Source organism: Roseburia intestinalis L1-82, from assembly GCF_900537995.1.
GTDB lineage: Bacteria > Bacillota > Clostridia > Lachnospirales > Lachnospiraceae > Roseburia > Roseburia intestinalis.
In genome coordinates this window covers 2,292,599-2,309,477 of sequence record NZ_LR027880.1, presented here as the reverse complement: position 1 = coordinate 2,309,477, position 16,879 = coordinate 2,292,599, and the positions used below count along the sequence as shown (strand labels likewise).

General features: G+C 43.8%; 14 protein-coding genes. 11 read left to right on the top strand and 3 right to left on the bottom strand.

Annotation, left to right across the window (positions count from 1 at the left end):
- Positions 1 to 10 precede the first annotated feature (10 nt).
- The 5 genes from truB (at position 11) to RIL182_RS10750 (ending at position 5,960) form a co-directional block, all read left to right on the top strand.
- A complete protein-coding gene (gene truB / locus RIL182_RS10770) occupies positions 11 to 946 on the top strand; it encodes a tRNA pseudouridine(55) synthase TruB (RefSeq protein ID WP_044999320.1) in 936 nt (311 codons plus the stop codon).
- Positions 943 to 1,872 (top strand): bifunctional riboflavin kinase/FAD synthetase, encoded by a 930-nt coding sequence (locus tag RIL182_RS10765; protein WP_006858057.1) that lies wholly within the window; start codon positions 943 to 945, stop codon positions 1,870 to 1,872. Before truB ends, RIL182_RS10765 begins: the two co-directional genes overlap by 4 nt.
- 107 nt (positions 1,873 to 1,979) lie before the next feature.
- Positions 1,980 to 3,191: a C40 family peptidase gene (locus RIL182_RS10760; protein ID WP_044999303.1), complete on the top strand. Its 1,212-nt coding sequence runs from the start codon at positions 1,980 to 1,982 to the stop codon at positions 3,189 to 3,191.
- Positions 3,192 to 3,342: 151 nt separating this feature from the next.
- Positions 3,343 to 3,609 carry a 30S ribosomal protein S15 gene (rpsO, locus tag RIL182_RS10755; protein ID WP_006858056.1) on the top strand — a complete coding sequence of 89 codons (267 nt, stop codon included), beginning with the start codon at positions 3,343 to 3,345 and terminating at the stop codon, positions 3,607 to 3,609.
- Between the two features lie 257 nt (positions 3,610 to 3,866).
- Positions 3,867 to 5,960 carry a polyribonucleotide nucleotidyltransferase gene (locus RIL182_RS10750; protein WP_015560481.1) on the top strand — a complete coding sequence of 698 codons (2,094 nt, stop codon included), beginning with the start codon at positions 3,867 to 3,869 and terminating at the stop codon, positions 5,958 to 5,960.
- Positions 5,961 to 6,099: 139 nt separating this feature from the next.
- On the opposite strand, the gene RIL182_RS10745 is transcribed toward RIL182_RS10750, so the two are convergent.
- Complete coding sequence (locus tag RIL182_RS10745; RefSeq protein WP_134523301.1) at positions 6,100 to 6,795, bottom strand: hypothetical protein; 696 nt, start codon at positions 6,793 to 6,795, stop codon at positions 6,100 to 6,102.
- Positions 6,796 to 6,797: 2 nt separating this feature from the next.
- Positions 6,798 to 8,321 carry a DUF1538 domain-containing protein gene (locus RIL182_RS10740; protein WP_006858053.1) on the bottom strand — a complete coding sequence of 508 codons (1,524 nt, stop codon included), beginning with the start codon at positions 8,319 to 8,321 and terminating at the stop codon, positions 6,798 to 6,800.
- Positions 8,322 to 8,529: 208 nt separating this feature from the next.
- Between RIL182_RS10740 and RIL182_RS10735 the strand changes: the two genes are divergently transcribed.
- A complete protein-coding gene (locus tag RIL182_RS10735) occupies positions 8,530 to 9,450 on the top strand; it encodes a S8 family peptidase (RefSeq protein ID WP_044999318.1) in 921 nt (306 codons plus the stop codon).
- Positions 9,451 to 9,561: 111 nt separating this feature from the next.
- Positions 9,562 to 11,097 carry a cardiolipin synthase gene (cls, locus tag RIL182_RS10730; protein ID WP_015560483.1) on the top strand — a complete coding sequence of 512 codons (1,536 nt, stop codon included), beginning with the start codon at positions 9,562 to 9,564 and terminating at the stop codon, positions 11,095 to 11,097.
- Between the two features lie 94 nt (positions 11,098 to 11,191).
- Here cls and RIL182_RS10725 read toward each other — a convergent pair whose 3' ends face one another.
- Positions 11,192 to 12,238, bottom strand: a complete 1,047-nt coding sequence (locus RIL182_RS10725; RefSeq protein ID WP_044999316.1) for a D-alanyl-D-alanine carboxypeptidase family protein — start codon at positions 12,236 to 12,238, stop codon at positions 11,192 to 11,194.
- 303 nt (positions 12,239 to 12,541) lie between these two features.
- Between RIL182_RS10725 and RIL182_RS10720 the strand changes: the two genes are divergently transcribed.
- From RIL182_RS10720 to RIL182_RS10705, 4 genes are all read left to right on the top strand, one after another.
- Positions 12,542 to 13,291, top strand: a complete 750-nt coding sequence (locus RIL182_RS10720) for a segregation and condensation protein A (RefSeq protein ID WP_006858051.1) — start codon at positions 12,542 to 12,544, stop codon at positions 13,289 to 13,291.
- A gap of 66 nt (positions 13,292 to 13,357) precedes the next feature.
- On the top strand, positions 13,358 to 13,927 hold the full coding sequence (scpB, locus tag RIL182_RS10715; RefSeq protein ID WP_022113034.1) for an SMC-Scp complex subunit ScpB: 570 nt from the start codon (positions 13,358 to 13,360) through the stop codon (positions 13,925 to 13,927).
- A gap of 94 nt (positions 13,928 to 14,021) precedes the next feature.
- Positions 14,022 to 15,266 carry a D-alanyl-D-alanine carboxypeptidase family protein gene (locus tag RIL182_RS10710; protein WP_006858050.1) on the top strand — a complete coding sequence of 415 codons (1,245 nt, stop codon included), beginning with the start codon at positions 14,022 to 14,024 and terminating at the stop codon, positions 15,264 to 15,266.
- 177 nt (positions 15,267 to 15,443) lie between these two features.
- A complete protein-coding gene (locus RIL182_RS10705; protein ID WP_022113033.1) occupies positions 15,444 to 16,877 on the top strand; it encodes an acyl-CoA carboxylase subunit beta in 1,434 nt (477 codons plus the stop codon).
- Positions 16,878 to 16,879 lie beyond the last annotated feature (2 nt).

Sequence of the window (16,879 nt, the reverse complement as noted above, 5' to 3'; positions counted from 1 at the left end):
GGGAAAATTTATGATTAACGGAATTATCAATGTATACAAAGAAAAAGGATATACATCCTTTGATGTGGTCGCAAAACTAAGAGGTATTTTAAAAACAAAGAAAATCGGACACACAGGGACACTCGATCCGGATGCGGAGGGGGTGCTTCCTGTGTGTCTTGGTAAAGCGACAAAAGTCTGCGACCTTTTGACGGACAAAAACAAAGAATACGTTGCGGTGATGCTGCTTGGAAAGGTGACAGACACGCAGGATACCACGGGAACTGTTTTAGAGGAACATCCGGTAGAAGTAACGGAAGAGCAGGTAAAAGAGGCAGTTCTTTCTTTCACAGGGGAATACATGCAGGTTCCGCCGATGTATTCTGCATTAAAAGTGAACGGAAAGAAACTGTGCGATCTCGCAAGGGCCGGTGTGACGGTGGAACGTCAGGCAAGACCGGTTCAGCTCTATTCCATTGAGATTATTAAAATGGAACTGCCCCGGGTCTGTATGCGTGTGCGCTGCTCAAAGGGAACTTATATCCGTACATTATGTCAGGACATCGGTGAGAAACTTTCCTGTGGAGCATGTATGGAATCCTTGCTGCGCACAAAGGTATCTGAATTTTGTGTACAGGATGCGCTTCGCCTCTCAGAGATCGAAGAACGTGTACAAAAAGCGGCAGGACAGACACAGTCAGAACAGTGGAACGCAGAGATGTTTGATTTTATTTATGCGGTTGATTCCGTATTTTTACAGTATAAAAAAGCGGTGATCTGCAAAGAATGGAACAAACTGTTATATAATGGAAACCGGATGAAAAAAGACATGTTTGTTTCTTATCAGAAAGACTGGGAACAGCAGAAGGTCCGTATTTATGATGAAGAAGGGCGTTTTATCGGGATATATGAGTACTCCGAGATACACGGAGATTATAAACCGGTAAAATTGTTTATGGAAGCATGAAATATCTGAAAAACACAACCGAATTTTATATTGAAGAGCCAACCGTACTTTCACTTGGAAAATTTGACGGGATACACAGAGGCCATGAACTCCTGATGGAACATCTGGCATCCAAAAAGGAAGCGGGACTTGCAGCGGTCATATTCACATTTAATATTCCACCACGGAAAAGTGTGGAACAGGTTGAGGCGAAAGTTTTAACAACCAATGAAGAAAAAATGCATATCTTTGAGCAGATTGGGATCGACTATCTGGTCGAGTGTCCGTTTACAAAAGAGATCATGTGCATGGAACCAGAAGATTTCATTGCCAAGATCGTGCATCAGCTTCATGTAAAGTGTTTTGTGGTTGGTTCTGATTTCCACTTTGGGCACAATCGCAGGGGCGATTATCACATGTTGAAAGATTTATCGGACAAGTATGGCTATGAAGTGCTTGTGATCGATAAAATGCAGGAAGATAAGAGAGATATCAGCAGCACATTTGTCCGGGAAGAGATTGCAAAGGGCAATATTGAGAAGGCAAATCATCTGTTAGGGTATCACTATTTTGTGACAGGGGAGATCCTTCACGGAAGACATTTAGGCAGCACGAAACTTGGAATCCCGACGATCAACCAGATTCCGCCGGAGGAAAAACTGCTTCCGGAGAGTGGTGTCTATGTGACAGAAGTGCGGCTTGGCGACCGGAGCTACCGTGGCGTTACAAACGTTGGGGTGAAACCGACGATTGAAGGAAAAAATCCGGTCGGTGTTGAGACACATCTTCTGGATTTTGCCGGGGATCTTTACGGCAAAGTAGTGACGGTCGAGTTCTTGACAAGAATCCGGGAGGAACGGAAATTTTCATCCATCGAGGCTTTAAAAGAGGAAATGCAGAATAATATTGCATATGCGAGGGCATGGTTCGAGAAAAATGAATCCTAAATATTACGGAAATATTACATAAATATGTTGACATTGTAAAAAATGACTGCTATACTTGAGCGGTATTGATAAACGAAGTATTCAGGATTCTTTGGAAAGGTACGGATATGAAAGCAAAATGGGTTAAGGCAGCCGGACTTCTTGCAGCCGGTTCTCTTGTATTTTCAACAGCTTATATTGATGGAAAGCCGGGTGTGAAAGACACACAGGAAGTAATGGCAGAGAGCACAGATTCCCAGATACATGAAGTGTCTGCGGGGGTGTCTTCCACATTGGCAGAACAGATGGAAAATTATACAAAACAGGGTACGGATCTTGCATCCGGTGTTACTGATGTGATGTCGGATTACCTTTCTGTTACCGCAGCAGATATGGTCAGTGTTTCAGAATCCGACCGTGATATGACTGCATCCGGTCAGGAAGATGAGACACAAACAGAGGAAGAAAAACAGGCACAGGCGCTTGCAGAGGCAGCCAGTGCATTTGGATACACAAATCTGGGAATCGCACAGGCAGATGGCAATATTAATGTCCGTGAAGTTCCGGGAACAGAGGCAGAGATTGTTGGAAAGCTGCCAAACAATGCAGGATGTGAGATTATTGGAACAGATGGTGACTGGACACAGATCGAGTCCGGAAAAGTAAAAGGATATGTAAAATCAGAATATCTTCTGACCGGCGAAGCAGCGATCGCAAAGGCACAGGAAGTAAAGCAGACAGTTGCAACCGTAACGACGACCACGCTTTATGTCCGTGACGAGACAAACACAGACAGCCATGTCATCACCATGATGCCGGAGGGTGAGGAACTTGAGGTTCTTGAAGTCCTTGACGGCTGGGTAAAGATCAATGTCGACAGTGATGAGGGATATGTCTCTTCAGACTATGTCAGCATTGCAACCGAACTTCCGAAGGCACAGACTATGACAGAAGTCCGTTATGGACAGGGTGTATCGGATGTCCGTGTATCCCTTGTTTCCTATGCAACACAGTTTGTCGGAAACCCGTATGTATGGGGTGGAACCAGTCTGACAAGAGGGGCGGACTGTTCCGGATTTGTCATGAGCGTATTTGCCAACTATGGCATTTCACTTCCACATTCTTCAAGAGCACAGGCAAACTGTGGTACAAAGATTTCCGCATCGGATGCACAGCCGGGAGATCTTTTCTTCTACGGCAACGGAAGCAGTATCAATCATGTGGCTATTTATATTGGAGGCGGCCGTGTGGTACATGCAAGTTCACCGAAGTCCGGTATCAAGATCTCAGGAGCATACTATAGAACACCGGTCAAAGTAGTCCGTGTGATCAATAATTAAATTTAGGCATTTACAACAGAAACAACCCATGCTATAATAGCGGAGTATGAGTTTAGCCCATATTCGGTAGATGGACACTCCGACCTTTTACTGAGTATCATATCCCGGCACAGCCGGAACGGGCGTTTAATAAGAAAAGGAGGATCATAACATGATCGCAAAGGAAAAGAAACAGGCAATTATCGCAGAGTATGGCAGAACACCGGGAGATACAGGTTCACCGGAAGTTCAGATCGCTATCTTAACAGCACGTATCGAGGAGTTAAATGCTCATCTTGCTGAGAACAAAAACGACTATCATTCAAGACGTGGTCTTTTAAAGATGGTTGGTCAGAGACGTGGTTTACTGGCATACTTAAAGAAAGTTGATATCGAAAGATATCGTTCCTTAATTGAGCGCTTAGGTCTTAGAAAATAAGATCTTCTCCATACAGAGCCGCTTCCGCATGGAGGCTGGCATGTATGGATACCGTATGGAATCTGTTTTCATACGGTTTTATCGAGTGGAGACTTACTCCACTCGATTTTCAGTTAAAATAAGAAAGAATCCTGTGAAAACAGGTTCTTTGCCAAAGGCAGAAGTATATTTCCGAGACCACTGAAAAATGTATGAGAGGTCGTGGATTTTTCAGTAGTTTCGGTGCTTCTGTCTCCACAGAGAAAAGGAGAAAACGCATGTATAAAAGTTTTTCAATGGAACTTGCAGGCAGAACACTGACCGTAGATATCGGCAGAGTATGTGCCCAGGCAAACGGAGCCGCATTATTAAAATACGGTGAGACAACAGTTTTATCTACTGCTACCGCATCGGACAAGCCGAGAGACGGAGTCGATTTCTTCCCGCTCAGCGTTGAGTACGAAGAGAAAATGTATGCAGTCGGAAAAATCCCTGGTGGATTTAACAAGAGAGAAGGTAAGGCATCCGAGAATGCAATCCTTACTTCCCGTGTTATCGACCGCCCGATGCGTCCGTTATTCCCGAAGGATTACCGCAACGACGTTACCATCAACAACATGGTTATGTCTGTTGACCCGGAGTGCCGTCCGGAAGTTGTTGCAATGATCGGTTCCGCACTTGCAGTTACCATTTCTGATATCCCGTTTGCAGGTCCTTGTGCCATGACACAGATGGGTATGGTAGATGGCGAGTTTATTATCAATCCTTCCCAGAAAGTATGGGATACCGGTGATTTACAGCTTACCGTTGCATCTACCGCTGAGAAAGTCATCATGATCGAAGCTGGTGCAAATGAGATTCCGGAAGAGAAGATGATCGAGGCAATCTATAAATGTCATGATGTGAACCAGACAATCATCGCTTTCATCAACCATATCGTAGAAGAGGTTGGTAAGCCAAAACATGAGTATACAAGCTGTGCAATCCCGGAAGAGATGTTTGCTGCAATCAAAGAGATCGTAACACCGGAGCAGATGGAAGAAGCTGTATTTACCGATGAGAAACAGAAACGTGAAGAGAACATCCGTGAGATCACAGATAAACTTGCTGAGGCATTCGCAGATAACGAAGAGTGGTTGGCAGTGCTTGGCGAGGCTGTTTACCAGTATCAGAAAAAGACTGTCCGCAAGATGATCTTAAAAGACCACAAACGTCCGGATGGCCGTGCAATCAACCAGATCCGTCCGCTTGCAGCTGAGGTTGACCTGATTCCTAGAGTGCATGGTTCTGCAATGTTTACCCGTGGACAGACACAGATCTGTGATGTTGTCACATTAGCTCCGCTTTCTGAGGTACAGAAGATCGACGGATTAGATGAGAACATCACAACAAAGAGATATATCCATCAGTACAACTTCCCTGCATATTCTGTAGGTGAGACAAAAGTTTCCCGTGGACCGGGACGCCGTGAGATCGGTCACGGTGCACTGGCTGAGAAAGCACTTATGGCAGTACTTCCTTCTGAGGAGGAGTTCCCATATGCGATCCGTGCCGTATCCGAGACATTTGAGTCAAATGGATCTACTTCCATGGCTTCCACCTGTGCATCCTGTATGTCTTTAATGGCAGCAGGTGTTCCGTTAAAAGCAATGGTTGCAGGTATTTCCTGTGGTCTTGTTACCGGTGACACAGATGATGATTACCTTGTTCTTACGGATATCCAGGGTCTTGAGGATTTCTTCGGAGATATGGACTTTAAGGTAACCGGTACACACAAAGGTATCACAGCAATCCAGATGGATATCAAGATCCATGGTCTTACAAGACCGATCGTTGAGGAAGCAATCGGACGTGCGAGAGAGGCAAGAATCTACATCATGGATGAGGTTATGTCAAAAGCAATCGAGGAGCCGAGAAAAGAAGTCAGCACATTCGCACCGAAGATCGTTCAGATCCAGATCAATCCGGACAAGATCGGTGATGTAGTCGGACAGAGAGGAAAGACGATCAACGAGATCATTGACCGCACAGGCGTTAAGATCGACATTACCGATGACGGTGCTGTATCTGTATGTGGCACAGACGCAGAGATGATGAACAAAGCAATCGAAATGATCAAGATTATCACCACTGACTTTGCAGAGGGACAGATCTTTACTGGTACTGTTGTAAGCATCAAAGAATTTGGCGCATTTGTTGAATTTGCTCCGGGTAAAGAGGGAATGGTTCATATTTCCAAGATTTCCAAAGAGCGTATCAATCGTGTGGAGGATGTCCTGACATTAGGAGATAAAGTAAAAGTTGTCTGCCTTGGAAAAGACAAGATGGGACGCATCAGCTTCTCTATGAAGGATGTTCCGGCAGAGGCATAAGAAAAAACAAATAGTTTAAAAATTATAAATAATCTATATACAAGATATATGGATTTGAAAAAAGAACTGTATGTTAAAGATAGTTATTAACGTGCAGTTCTTTTTTGTAATACCTGACAATAGAATGGCCTCATCGGCATTACAATCCCATAATTCCGTCCACTGGCAGGGAAAAGGCAACACCATGGGCAGGAGAGTCCATTCCATGAGCAGAGCTGATCGCCTGCATGATCTCTGTTTTTTTATCTTTTGGTACAACGATTGCGACGATTTCCTGTTCTTCCTGGATCGTGATGCCGAAGATGACAGCCGATTTTCCGGGACTGCAGCGCAGACCTTTTAAGATCGTGCCTCCGGTTGCACCGGCAGCGCGCGCGGTGTTCATGACAGCGTCACTGTATCCCTGATTGATTGTTACAAGTATCATAGCATGTGTAATTGGTTCATTCATCTTTTTCACTTCCTTTTCAACTTCTTCGCCGTCTGATTCTGCGGTGTGCTCGTTTAAAAGTTTATATAGAAATCCCTGCATGCCGTTCATGGGAATACTGACGGCAATACCGGTTCCTTTTTTATGAAGGCTCAATGCCTGATTCATTTCAGCGAGCAGAATTTTTTTGCGTCCGTTTGGAATAAAACAGAGTGTGATACTTTTCTGGATACTTCCAAGACCGCATAATTCTAACCATTCTGAACTGGCTGTGCCGATCCCATGCATCTGATAGTAGACCGGTATATGGGAATCTGCTAAAAATTCGCATAATTGCTCTCTGATATGGGAGTCTGTGATAATTACAAGGCAGCGGTAAGCTTCTCGTTTTTTCTGTTCCTGCATCGTTAAAAATCCTCCTCAAAATCCAGAATTTCATTGTCGTCAATGCCAATGATGGCGGCGGCAGGGGTACTTGCTTTCTTTAATTTCATATTATAGGAGACACCCATGACCTGAACTGCAATAAGTGGTGCCATGGCAACCATCGCAACAACTCCGAAAGCATCTGTGACTACATTTCCTCCGATCGCGGTACATGCACCCATGGCAAGCGGGAGCAGAAAAGTGGAAGTCATAGGACCACTCGCAACACCGCCGGAGTCGAAGGCAATGCCGACAAATACTTTTGGTACAAATCTTGTCAGAATCAGTGCAATCAGGTATCCCGGGATTAAAAGCCAGTAAATGTTTAAACCGGTAAGAACACGAAGCAATGCAAGTGCAACGGAGGCAGATACACCGATCGACAGGCTTAAATTCATGGTATCTCTGGAAATAGAGCCGTTTGTGACGTCCTCAACCTGACGGTTTAATACCTGGACCGCAGGCTCTGCTTTTACGATATAGTAACCGATCAAGGCACCGATCGGGATTAAAATCCATTTCCACGGCTGGCCGGCAAGACTGCTTCCAAGAAGACTTCCAACAGGAGCAAATCCGACGTTTACACCGGTTAAGAAAAGGATCAGACCGATGATCGTGTAGAGTAAACCGATGATCATTTTGATCACCTGTGGCTTGTGATAACGTCTGGAAATAAGCTGGAAGATCAGAAATACGAAAATTACCGGAAGGATAGACAGCAGAACCTCTTTTGCATAATCCGGTATCATATGTACAAATTCGCGGATCACGTCCTGCATCGTGATTACGTCCGGGATTGTTGTCTCATTGTATGCGGCACCGGTTGGATGATAAAAAATGCCAAGCAGAAGGACCATTAAAACAGGACCTACACTGCAAAAAGAAATCAGACCAAAACTGTCACTCGAACCGTTTTTATCGTTTCTGGTTGCGGAGAGACCAACACCGATCGCCATAATAAAGGGAACTGTCATGGGACCTGTCGTCACGCCGCCGGAGTCAAATGCGACTGCAATAAAATCAGCAGGAGCCGCGAAAGAAAGAAAAAACAGTGCAATATAAAAAATGCACAAAAGAACTGGAAGACTGATCCGAAAGAGAATACGAAGTACGGCGATCACTAAGAATACGCCGACACCAAGTGCAACCGTAAAGATCAGGGTATTGTTCGGAATAGAAGGAACCTGATTTGCAAGAACCTGAAGATCGGGTTCTGCGAGGGTTATGATAATACCCATCAGAAAGCATACGCCGATTAAAACAGGAAGCTTTCTTGTTTTCATAATGGAAGAACCAACGCCTTCGCCGAGAGGTGTCATGGCAGTTTCTGCACCGAGCTGGAAAAAAGCCATGCCGATGATCAGCATAAATGCACCGACTAAGAACAGGGCGATCGTTCCGGTTTCCATGGGAACAACAAAAATGGAAAGCAGGAGCACGATCACCGTGATCGGCAGGACTGCATTTACGGATTCGTCAAATTTTTCTTTGAGTTTTTTGTTCAAGATGGCATCACACTACTTTCTTTTTTGATTTTAAAGCGAACCAAAATAGTTCACTAATTAACTATTATTTATTATAAGGAAAATCATGCCAAGTGTCAAACATTCTTCTGAATATTCAGAAAAATTTAACATTTTTTTATCATTTTTAGCAGAAAATAAATTTCTTCATATAATAATATGGAAGTTCTTTGACAGAATGGGAGAGACTATGGATCGGGTGAAGAAGATGATTCACACGGATTATGCATACAGATCAGGACTTAGCGGACAGAATGTTACCGTTGCAGTGATGGATACCGGTATTGTTGCACATCCGGATTTTGAGGACAGAATCATATATTTTCATGATTTTTGTTATGGGAGAAAGGAAATGTATGATGATAATGGTCACGGCACCCATGTTTCGGGGATTATTGCGGGAAACGGAAAAATGTCTGAGCAGTATCTGAAAGATACTGCACATAAGGTTCGGATATACAGTGGAGTTGCACCAAAATGCAGGATTATCATGTTAAAGGTTTTAGATGAAAATGGAAATGGAAATACGAAAAAAGTACTTGATGCAGTGATGTGGGTCAAAGAGAACAGGGAACGTTATCATATTAAGATATTAAATATATCGGTAGGAATGTTACCGGGCGCAGGTGTGGAGGAGCAGAGGAAGCTTTTATATGCGATCGATGAATTGTGGGATGCAGGGATCATGGTCGTTGCCGCTGCAGGAAATAACGGACCAAAAGAAAATACGGTGACGATTCCGGGTATTTCAAGAAAAGTACTGACGGTCGGAAGCAGTGATGATGATACCTATGACCGTGGGAGAAAAGTTTTAAAAACCGGATACAGCGGCAGGGGGCCGACTGCATGCTGCATCGTAAAGCCGGAAATCCTCGCACCCGGAACCGGTATTACAAGCTGCAGCAAGGATAAAAGCGGATATCAGGTAAAAAGCGGAACTTCCATGGCAGCACCGGTTGTCTCAGGGGCGCTTGCCCTTGCATTTGAGAAGTATCCATCATTTACTCCGGCAGAAATGAAGCTGCGCCTTTATGAGAGAGCATATCCGAGAAGTGCGCAGCTTGGCAGGATCGGATGGGGGATGATACATGTGGATCATCTCGTGCGTTGACTTTTGAGAGGAAAATTATTACAATAAGCACATATTTGTACTGTGGCACAAACTTGTGCAGATGAAAACGTTGCTTTCATTGAAAAGCGTGCAGGGAGAATGGAGATTTGTATGAAGAAAATATTACATCTCATATTTGGAAGATTTTTTGTGGTTGCCATGGCAATCATTTTACAGGTGTTATGGCTGTGTGTCGTATTGTGGCAGCTCAGTTACAAGTTTACGTATGTCAATTTGCTTGTGCGTGTGATAGCAATCATTGTTGTGCTTGTAATCGTCAATAAATGGACAAATCCGGCGAATAAACTCTCGTGGACGTTTTTGATCTTATTGTCGCCGATTTTTGGACTTATGGTATATTTCTTATTTGGAAGATCCGGTCTGACCAAACATACAAGAGAGAGAATGGATGCTGTCAACCGTCAGGTGGAAGCATTGTTTCAGAGAGATAGCGCAGTGGAGAAAGGCTTAGAAAAAGAAAGCCGGTCAGCATATCTGCAGTCATCTTATATTGATAAATGGGCGGGATTTCCATTATATCAGAACACGCAGACAAAATATTACAGCTGCGGGGAAGAAATGTTCCCGGATATGTTAGAGGCACTGCGCGGTGCAAAACATTTTATATTTCTCGAGTATTTTATCATTGAAGAAGGATATATGTTCAATACGATCCTTGATATTCTTGAGGAAAAGGCAAAGGCCGGAGTGGATGTGCGCTTTATCTATGATGATGTCGGCAGCATCAATTCTATTTCTTTTGGATATTATAAAAAGCTGCAGGAGAGAGGGATTCCCTGTGTGACATTCAATCCGTTTAAACCACTGATCTCTGTGGTGATGAACAACCGCGATCACCGTAAAATTTTTGTGGTGGATGGGTATATTGGATTTACAGGCGGTATCAATCTTGCCGATGAATATATCAATAAAGTCAAAAGGTTTGGATACTGGAAGGATACCGGAGTGCGGATTGAGGGAGAGGCAGTCTGGAGCCTTACGGCAATGTTTCTGGAAATGTGGAATTATATCAACCGTTCCACGGAAGATTACAGCAGATTCCTGCCGTCTGTTTACAGGGAGAAAGAATTTACCTCCGATGGCTTTGTACAGCCGTATGGTGACAGTCCGCTCGATAATGAAAACGTCGGAGAAAATATTTATCTGAATATCATAAACCGTGCGAAAAACTATGTGTATATTTTTACACCATATCTGATCATCGATCACGAAATGCTGATCTGTCTCTCAAATGCAGCAAAGAGCGGTGTGGATGTAAGGATCGTGACACCGGGTGTGCCGGATAAAAAGGCAGTATATCTTTTAACACAGTCTTATTATGAACCGCTTTTAAAGAATGGTGTGAAGATTTTTCAGTATACACCGGGATTTATCCATGCAAAATGTTTTGTCTGTGACGATGAGATCGCGACGGTCGGCAGTGTAAACCTTGACTACCGGAGTCTGTTTTTACACTTTGAATGTGGTGTATTTATGTACCGGTCTAAGGCAGTCATGCAGGTAAAGGAAGACTGCCTCAGGACATTTGAAGAGTCGGAGGAGATGGATGTTTCATTCTGCCGCAGACGAAGACTTCCGGTACGTATGGTTCAGAGCCTGATGCGTCTGTTTGCACCGTTGTTATAATATGAGAACAAATGTTCCACACCATCAGATCAGTGATATGTAATAACAGAATGTTTCATGACATCAAATCAGTGATACACCGGACTCTGTATTTTTAAGGAACAAAATATAACAGGGTGCGGCAAAAATAATCTTTATAATCTGCAGCATCGACTGTATCCGCATATACAATATTGACACTGCCGATCGGCGTTCCATTTAGAGAATAGACCGCCTTCCCGGCAGTGTTTCCTTTTTTTACTGGTGCTGTCACATTTTCCGGCAGTTCGATGCTTTTGGTAATGCCGGTAAGATCACTTCCGTCTGTTGTCATGTATTGAAAAGGTCTTTGGTAAATGATGCCTACAGAATCCGCAAGGCCTTTTTCAACCGGGAGATCGTCTAACTTATCTTCGTGGCTGTCACAGTAAATCCTGCATTTCCCAAACCCATAATTCAAAAGAGTCGTGGCATCCGCAGAGCGTGACTTGATATCAGGAGCCCCCATGATGACGGCGATCAGTTCCATATCATCTTTTTTGGCGGTTGCGGAAATACAGTACATGGCAGTGTTGGTAAATCCGGTTTTTAAGCCGGTGGCATACTGGTAATGTTTGATCAGCTTATTGGTGTTCGTCAGACCGAACTCCGAGGAACCTTTTGCGGTAGTGTGGGTGATATTTTCCATCCAGATTGTGCAGTAATCATGGATTTTCGGGTATTTTGTGATCAGTTCGCGCGACATCAGTGCAATGTCATTGGCGCTGGTCATATGTCCGTCGGCATCTAAACCACAGCAGTTGACGAAATTGGTGTCATTCATACCGAGTCCTTTTGCGCGTTCGTTCATCATGCGGACAAATTCTGATTCGGAACCGGCAACATGTTCTGCCATGGCAACACAGGCGTCATTGGCGCTCGCAACACTGATACATTTGATCATCGTTTCGACTGTCTGGGTTTCACCCGGTTCTAAAAACACCTGGGAACCGCCCATGCTTGCTGCATATTCGGAGACGGTCACCGTGTCATCTAAGGAAATCTGTTTGGATGAGAGTGCATCAAAAATCAGAAGCAGCGTCATAATCTTGGTGACACTTGCCGGATGCCTTGCCTCGTGGGAATTTTTTTCGTAGACGACGGCACCGGTGGAAGCCTCCATCAAAATGGCGCTTGGTGCGGAGATATTTAAGTCTGCAGCAGGTGCAGTATCTGTCTGGGCAGCAGGAGACAGGGGGATGGTTACATTCGGAATGAAACAGGAAGATGCAGGAAGTACCGTGCCCTGCACAAGGAGATTGAGACCGAGCAGAATGGAAACCATGAATTTCAAGAATATGCCCTCCGTAGGGTTCTGTTATAATTTATTTTAGATGCGAAGGATGTACATTATGCATAAAAATCTTGAATTTTGCGGGAATCCACGGTAAAATCAATATTTGTGGAATGAGAGGGTATGACATAGATGGAATTAACTGTAAAACTTCAGGTGTTTGAGGGGCCGTTAGATCTGCTTTTACATCTGTTAGAAAAAAATAAAGTCAATATATATGATATTCCAATCGTGGAGATCACAAACCAGTATATGGAATATATTGCCGAAATGCGCAGACAGGACTTAAATGTGATGAGCGAATTTCTCGTGATGGCGGCGACACTGCTTGATATCAAATCAAAAATGCTGCTCCCTGCAAAAGAAAGCGAGGATGAGGAAGAAGAAGATCCGAGAGCGGAACTTGTGCAGCAGCTGTTGGAATATAAAATGTATAAATGTATGGCATATGAACTCAGGGACCGTCAGATTGATGCGGAAAAAGTATGGTTTAAAGCACCGACAATCCCGCCCGAAGTTCTTGCATATGAAGAACCGGTTGATGTGAATGAACTGATGTCCGGGGTAACACTTGCGAGGCTGAATGATATTTTTCAGTCCATCATAAAGAAACAGGCGGATAAGATCGATCCGGTCCGTTCGAAGTTTGGAAGAATCGAGAAAGAGGAAGTGTCACTTCCTGATAAGATGACATATGTGGAAGAATACAGTCTGCATCACGGACATTTTTCGTTTCGGAGTCTTTTAGAAGCACAGTCCGGGAAAATGGAAGTGGTTGTGACATTTCTGGCAATATTAGAGCTGATGAAGATGGGAAAGATCGTTGTTTCCCAGGAATACACGTTTGATGATATAAAAATTGAATCAAAAATTGCGGCCTAGCTGTGTGACAGCAGAAATGAAATGGGATCTGTGTGGAATTTTTACACACCGGAATAGAGGGTTGGTATGGAAGAAAAAAAATATGAGGCAATCGTTGAGGCGATCCTGTTTACAATGGGAGAGTCTGTGGAATTAGAGCGTATAGCAAAAACACTGGAACTTGATACAGAACGGACAAAAAAGATCATAGAACATCTGATGCAGCGCTATGAGGATGATGGCGTCGGCGTTAAGATCATGGAACTGGACGGTTCTTATCAGATGTGTACGAAGGGCGAAATGTATGAATATCTGGTGAAAATCGCAAAGCAGCCGAAAAAGCATGTGCTTACCGACGTTCTGCTTGAAACCCTTTCGATCATTGCCTACAAGCAGCCGATTACAAAGGCGGAAATTGAAAAGATCAGAGGTGTTTCCTGCGATCATGCGGTAAACAAGCTGGTGGAGTACAATCTGGTATGTGAACTTGGAAGGCTGGATGCGCCGGGACGCCCGCTGCTTTTTGGCACAACGGAGGAATTCTTAAGGAGTTTTGGCGTTCAGTCAATCGATGAACTTCCCGTGTTAAGTCCGGTCCAGGTAGAAGAATTCAAACAGGAAGCGGAAGCGGAAATGCATATGAAACTGGATATCTGATCTGGTTTCGTATGCTTTTTTTTCACAAAAAATGAGCATTTTTTGCGTATTATATACATAAGGATTGATGAAATGCTTTTTTGGAGTCTGGTGTATGTGGAAAAAACTGCTGGCATGGATCCTTGTCACTGTGATCTTAACAGGATATGGGATACAGATCGTGGAGGCTTTTGATCAAAAAGAAAATGTGCGGATGGAGGAAGTGACAGAAAAGCCGGATCAAAATTCCCTGTATGCAAAAGCAGCTGTGCTTATGGATGCGGATTCCGGGCGTATCCTGTATGAAAAAAACGGGCACCAGGCGATGGCGAATGCCAGTACGACCAAAATACTGACATGTATCATTGCACTGGAAAACTGCGACCTGGACAGCGAAGTGACCGTGAGTACGCTTGCAGCGTCACAGCCGAAAGTTCATCTGGGTATGCGGGAGGGGCAGAAGTTTTATCTGAAAGATCTGCTGTACGGACTGATGTTGGAATCTTATAATGACTGCGCTGTGGCGATTGCAGAACACATTGCAGGCACGACGGGTGATTTTGCAAAACTTATGAACGATAAAGCAGAGGAGATCGGCTGTGAGGACAGTTATTTTATCACACCGAACGGACTGGATGCCAAAAATGAAAATGGCTTTCATCACACAACAGCGGCAGATCTTTCTTTGATCATGCGGTACTGCATCAAAACATCAGAAATGGCAGAGCAATTTCTTACAATCACAAGGGAAGGACAGTATCAGTTTTCTGATATAGATGGTAAAAACAGTTACACCTGCTGTAATCATAATGCATTTTTGCAGATGATGGACGGGGCATTGTCAGGCAAGACCGGTTTTACCGGTAATGCGGGATATTGTTATGTCGGGGCATTAAAACGTGATGACAGAACTTTTATCGTTGCACTGCTTGCCTGCGGGTGGCCGAATAACAAAACATATAAGTGGGCAGATACAAAAAAACTTATGCAGTATGGAATTTCCCGGTTCCGGAAAATAAGTCTGGATGAGATTGAACTGGACGCAGGGGAATATGCTCCGGTACAGGTGGTGGACGGACAGGGCACAAAGATCGGCGAAGAGGTAACAACAGAACTTGAAGTTGCGCCGGTGAAAGAAAATGTGGAACTATTGATCGAAAAAGACCAGGAAGTACACATAGAGTATCAATTATCCCGGAAACTTTATGCACCGGTAACGGAAGGAGATTTTATCGGTGAGATAACATACCTTCTGGGAGATGAGGTTCTGGCAAAACGTGTGGTCACAGTGAAGAATACGGTAAAAAGAATCGATTTTTGCTGGTGTGTAAAAAAAACAGCAGAATTATTTCCAATGTAAAAGCCCTAAATTCCTTGTATGCAAAAAAAAACTGTCAAAAAATTAACAATTCTCTTGAAAATTTGTCACTGACCATCTATAATTTATCCTAGCGGAATTTGTTATATTTTTACATTATTCACTATGTACCATGTCAAAAGATGTGGTAACAAACTTTATAGATGGAGGGCAAAAAGGATGAATAGTAGTAATGATAGCTTGGCAATGCAGCGTATTACCAAGTTAGTCGATGAGAACAGTTTCATGGAAATCGGTTCTCTCGTAACCGCAAGAAATACAGACTTTAATCTTGCAGACACAGATACACCGTCCGATGGTGTAATTACCGGACATGGTCTGGTGGATGGCAATCTGGTATTTGTATACAGCCAGAATGCAGCTGTATTAAACGGTACTATCGGAGAGATGCATGCAAAGAAGATTGCAGCCGTATATGACATGGCAATGAAAATGGGAGCACCGGTGATCGGATTTATCGATTGCGCCGGAATGCGTTTACAGGAATCTGTGGATGCGTTAAACGGATTTGGTGAGATCTACGCAAAGGAGGTTGCAGCATCCGGCGTTGTTCCGCAGATTTCCGCTATTTTCGGAAGCTGTGGCGGTGGACTTGCAGTAGTTCCTGCATTATCTGATTTCGCATTTATGGAGAGCAAAGGAAAAATGTTCATCAATTCCCCGAATGCGATCGAGGGTAACCGTATTGAAAAATGCGATACTTCTTCCGCAGAGTTCCAGAGTGAGAAAAACGGTTGTATCGATGCTGTTGGAACAGAGGATGAGATCATTGCAGAGATCCGCGAGTTAGTAAGCGTCCTTCCTTTAAATAATGAAGGAGATGTATACACATCTGAGTGTCAGGATGATTTAAACCGTGCATGTGAGAACATGGCAGCCATGAAAGGCGATCCAAGATATTTATTAAGTGAGATCTCAGACGGACATGTATTCTTTGAAACAAAGAAAAACTATGCAAAAGATATGGTAACCGGATTTATCCAGTTAAACGGAATGACAGTCGGCGCTGTTGCAAACTGCTCAGAAGTTTACGATGAAGAGGGCAAAAAAGCAGAGGAGTTCTCCGGAGCTCTGACAGCAAGAGGATGCAACAAGGCAGCAGAGTTCGTTAACTTCTGTGATGCGTTCGAGATCCCGGTATTGTCTTTAACAAACGTAAAAGGTTATGCAGCTACTGTCTGTGCAGAAAAAGGACTTGCAAAAGCACTTGCACGCATGACAATGGCATTCGCTGATGCAACCTGCCCGAAAGTAAACCTGATCACCGGAAATGCAATCGGAAGCGCTTATGTGACAATGAACTCCAAAGCAATCGGAGCAGACTTTACATATGCATGGGAAGATGCAAAGATCGGTATGATGGATGGCGAGCTTGCAGCAAAGATCATGTACGCAGATGCATCTGCAGATGAACTCGCAGCAAAAGCAAAAGAATATGATGCATTACAGTCAAGTGTTATGACTGCAGCAAGACGTGGTTATGTAGATCTTATTTTAGATCCGGCAGACACCAGAAAATACCTTGTAGATGCATTTGAATTATTATACACAAAATGTGCAGGTGTACCGGACAAGAAACATGGAACAAAATAGAA

What these genes read in the sequence shown, in the direction of transcription:
- RIL182_RS10735 (WP_044999318.1), top strand. Translation starts at nt 8,530, where the DNA reads ATGGATCGGGTGAAGAAGATGATTCACACGGATTATGCATACAGATCA.
- truB (WP_044999320.1), top strand. Translation starts at nt 11, where the DNA reads ATGATTAACGGAATTATCAATGTATACAAAGAAAAAGGATATACATCC.
- RIL182_RS10760 (WP_044999303.1), top strand. Translation starts at nt 1,980, where the DNA reads ATGAAAGCAAAATGGGTTAAGGCAGCCGGACTTCTTGCAGCCGGTTCT.
- RIL182_RS10765 (WP_006858057.1), top strand. Translation starts at nt 943, where the DNA reads ATGAAATATCTGAAAAACACAACCGAATTTTATATTGAAGAGCCAACC.
- cls (WP_015560483.1), top strand. Translation starts at nt 9,562, where the DNA reads ATGAAGAAAATATTACATCTCATATTTGGAAGATTTTTTGTGGTTGCC.
- scpB (WP_022113034.1), top strand. Translation starts at nt 13,358, where the DNA reads ATGGAAGAAAAAAAATATGAGGCAATCGTTGAGGCGATCCTGTTTACA.
- RIL182_RS10745 (WP_134523301.1), bottom strand. Translation starts at nt 6,795, where the DNA reads ATGCAGGAACAGAAAAAACGAGAAGCTTACCGCTGCCTTGTAATTATC.
- RIL182_RS10725 (WP_044999316.1), bottom strand. Translation starts at nt 12,238, where the DNA reads ATGGAGGCTTCCACCGGTGCCGTCGTCTACGAAAAAAATTCCCACGAG.
- rpsO (WP_006858056.1), top strand. Translation starts at nt 3,343, where the DNA reads ATGATCGCAAAGGAAAAGAAACAGGCAATTATCGCAGAGTATGGCAGA.
- RIL182_RS10705 (WP_022113033.1), top strand. Translation starts at nt 15,444, where the DNA reads ATGAATAGTAGTAATGATAGCTTGGCAATGCAGCGTATTACCAAGTTA.
- RIL182_RS10720 (WP_006858051.1), top strand. Translation starts at nt 12,542, where the DNA reads ATGGAATTAACTGTAAAACTTCAGGTGTTTGAGGGGCCGTTAGATCTG.
- RIL182_RS10750 (WP_015560481.1), top strand. Translation starts at nt 3,867, where the DNA reads ATGTATAAAAGTTTTTCAATGGAACTTGCAGGCAGAACACTGACCGTA.
- RIL182_RS10710 (WP_006858050.1), top strand. Translation starts at nt 14,022, where the DNA reads ATGTGGAAAAAACTGCTGGCATGGATCCTTGTCACTGTGATCTTAACA.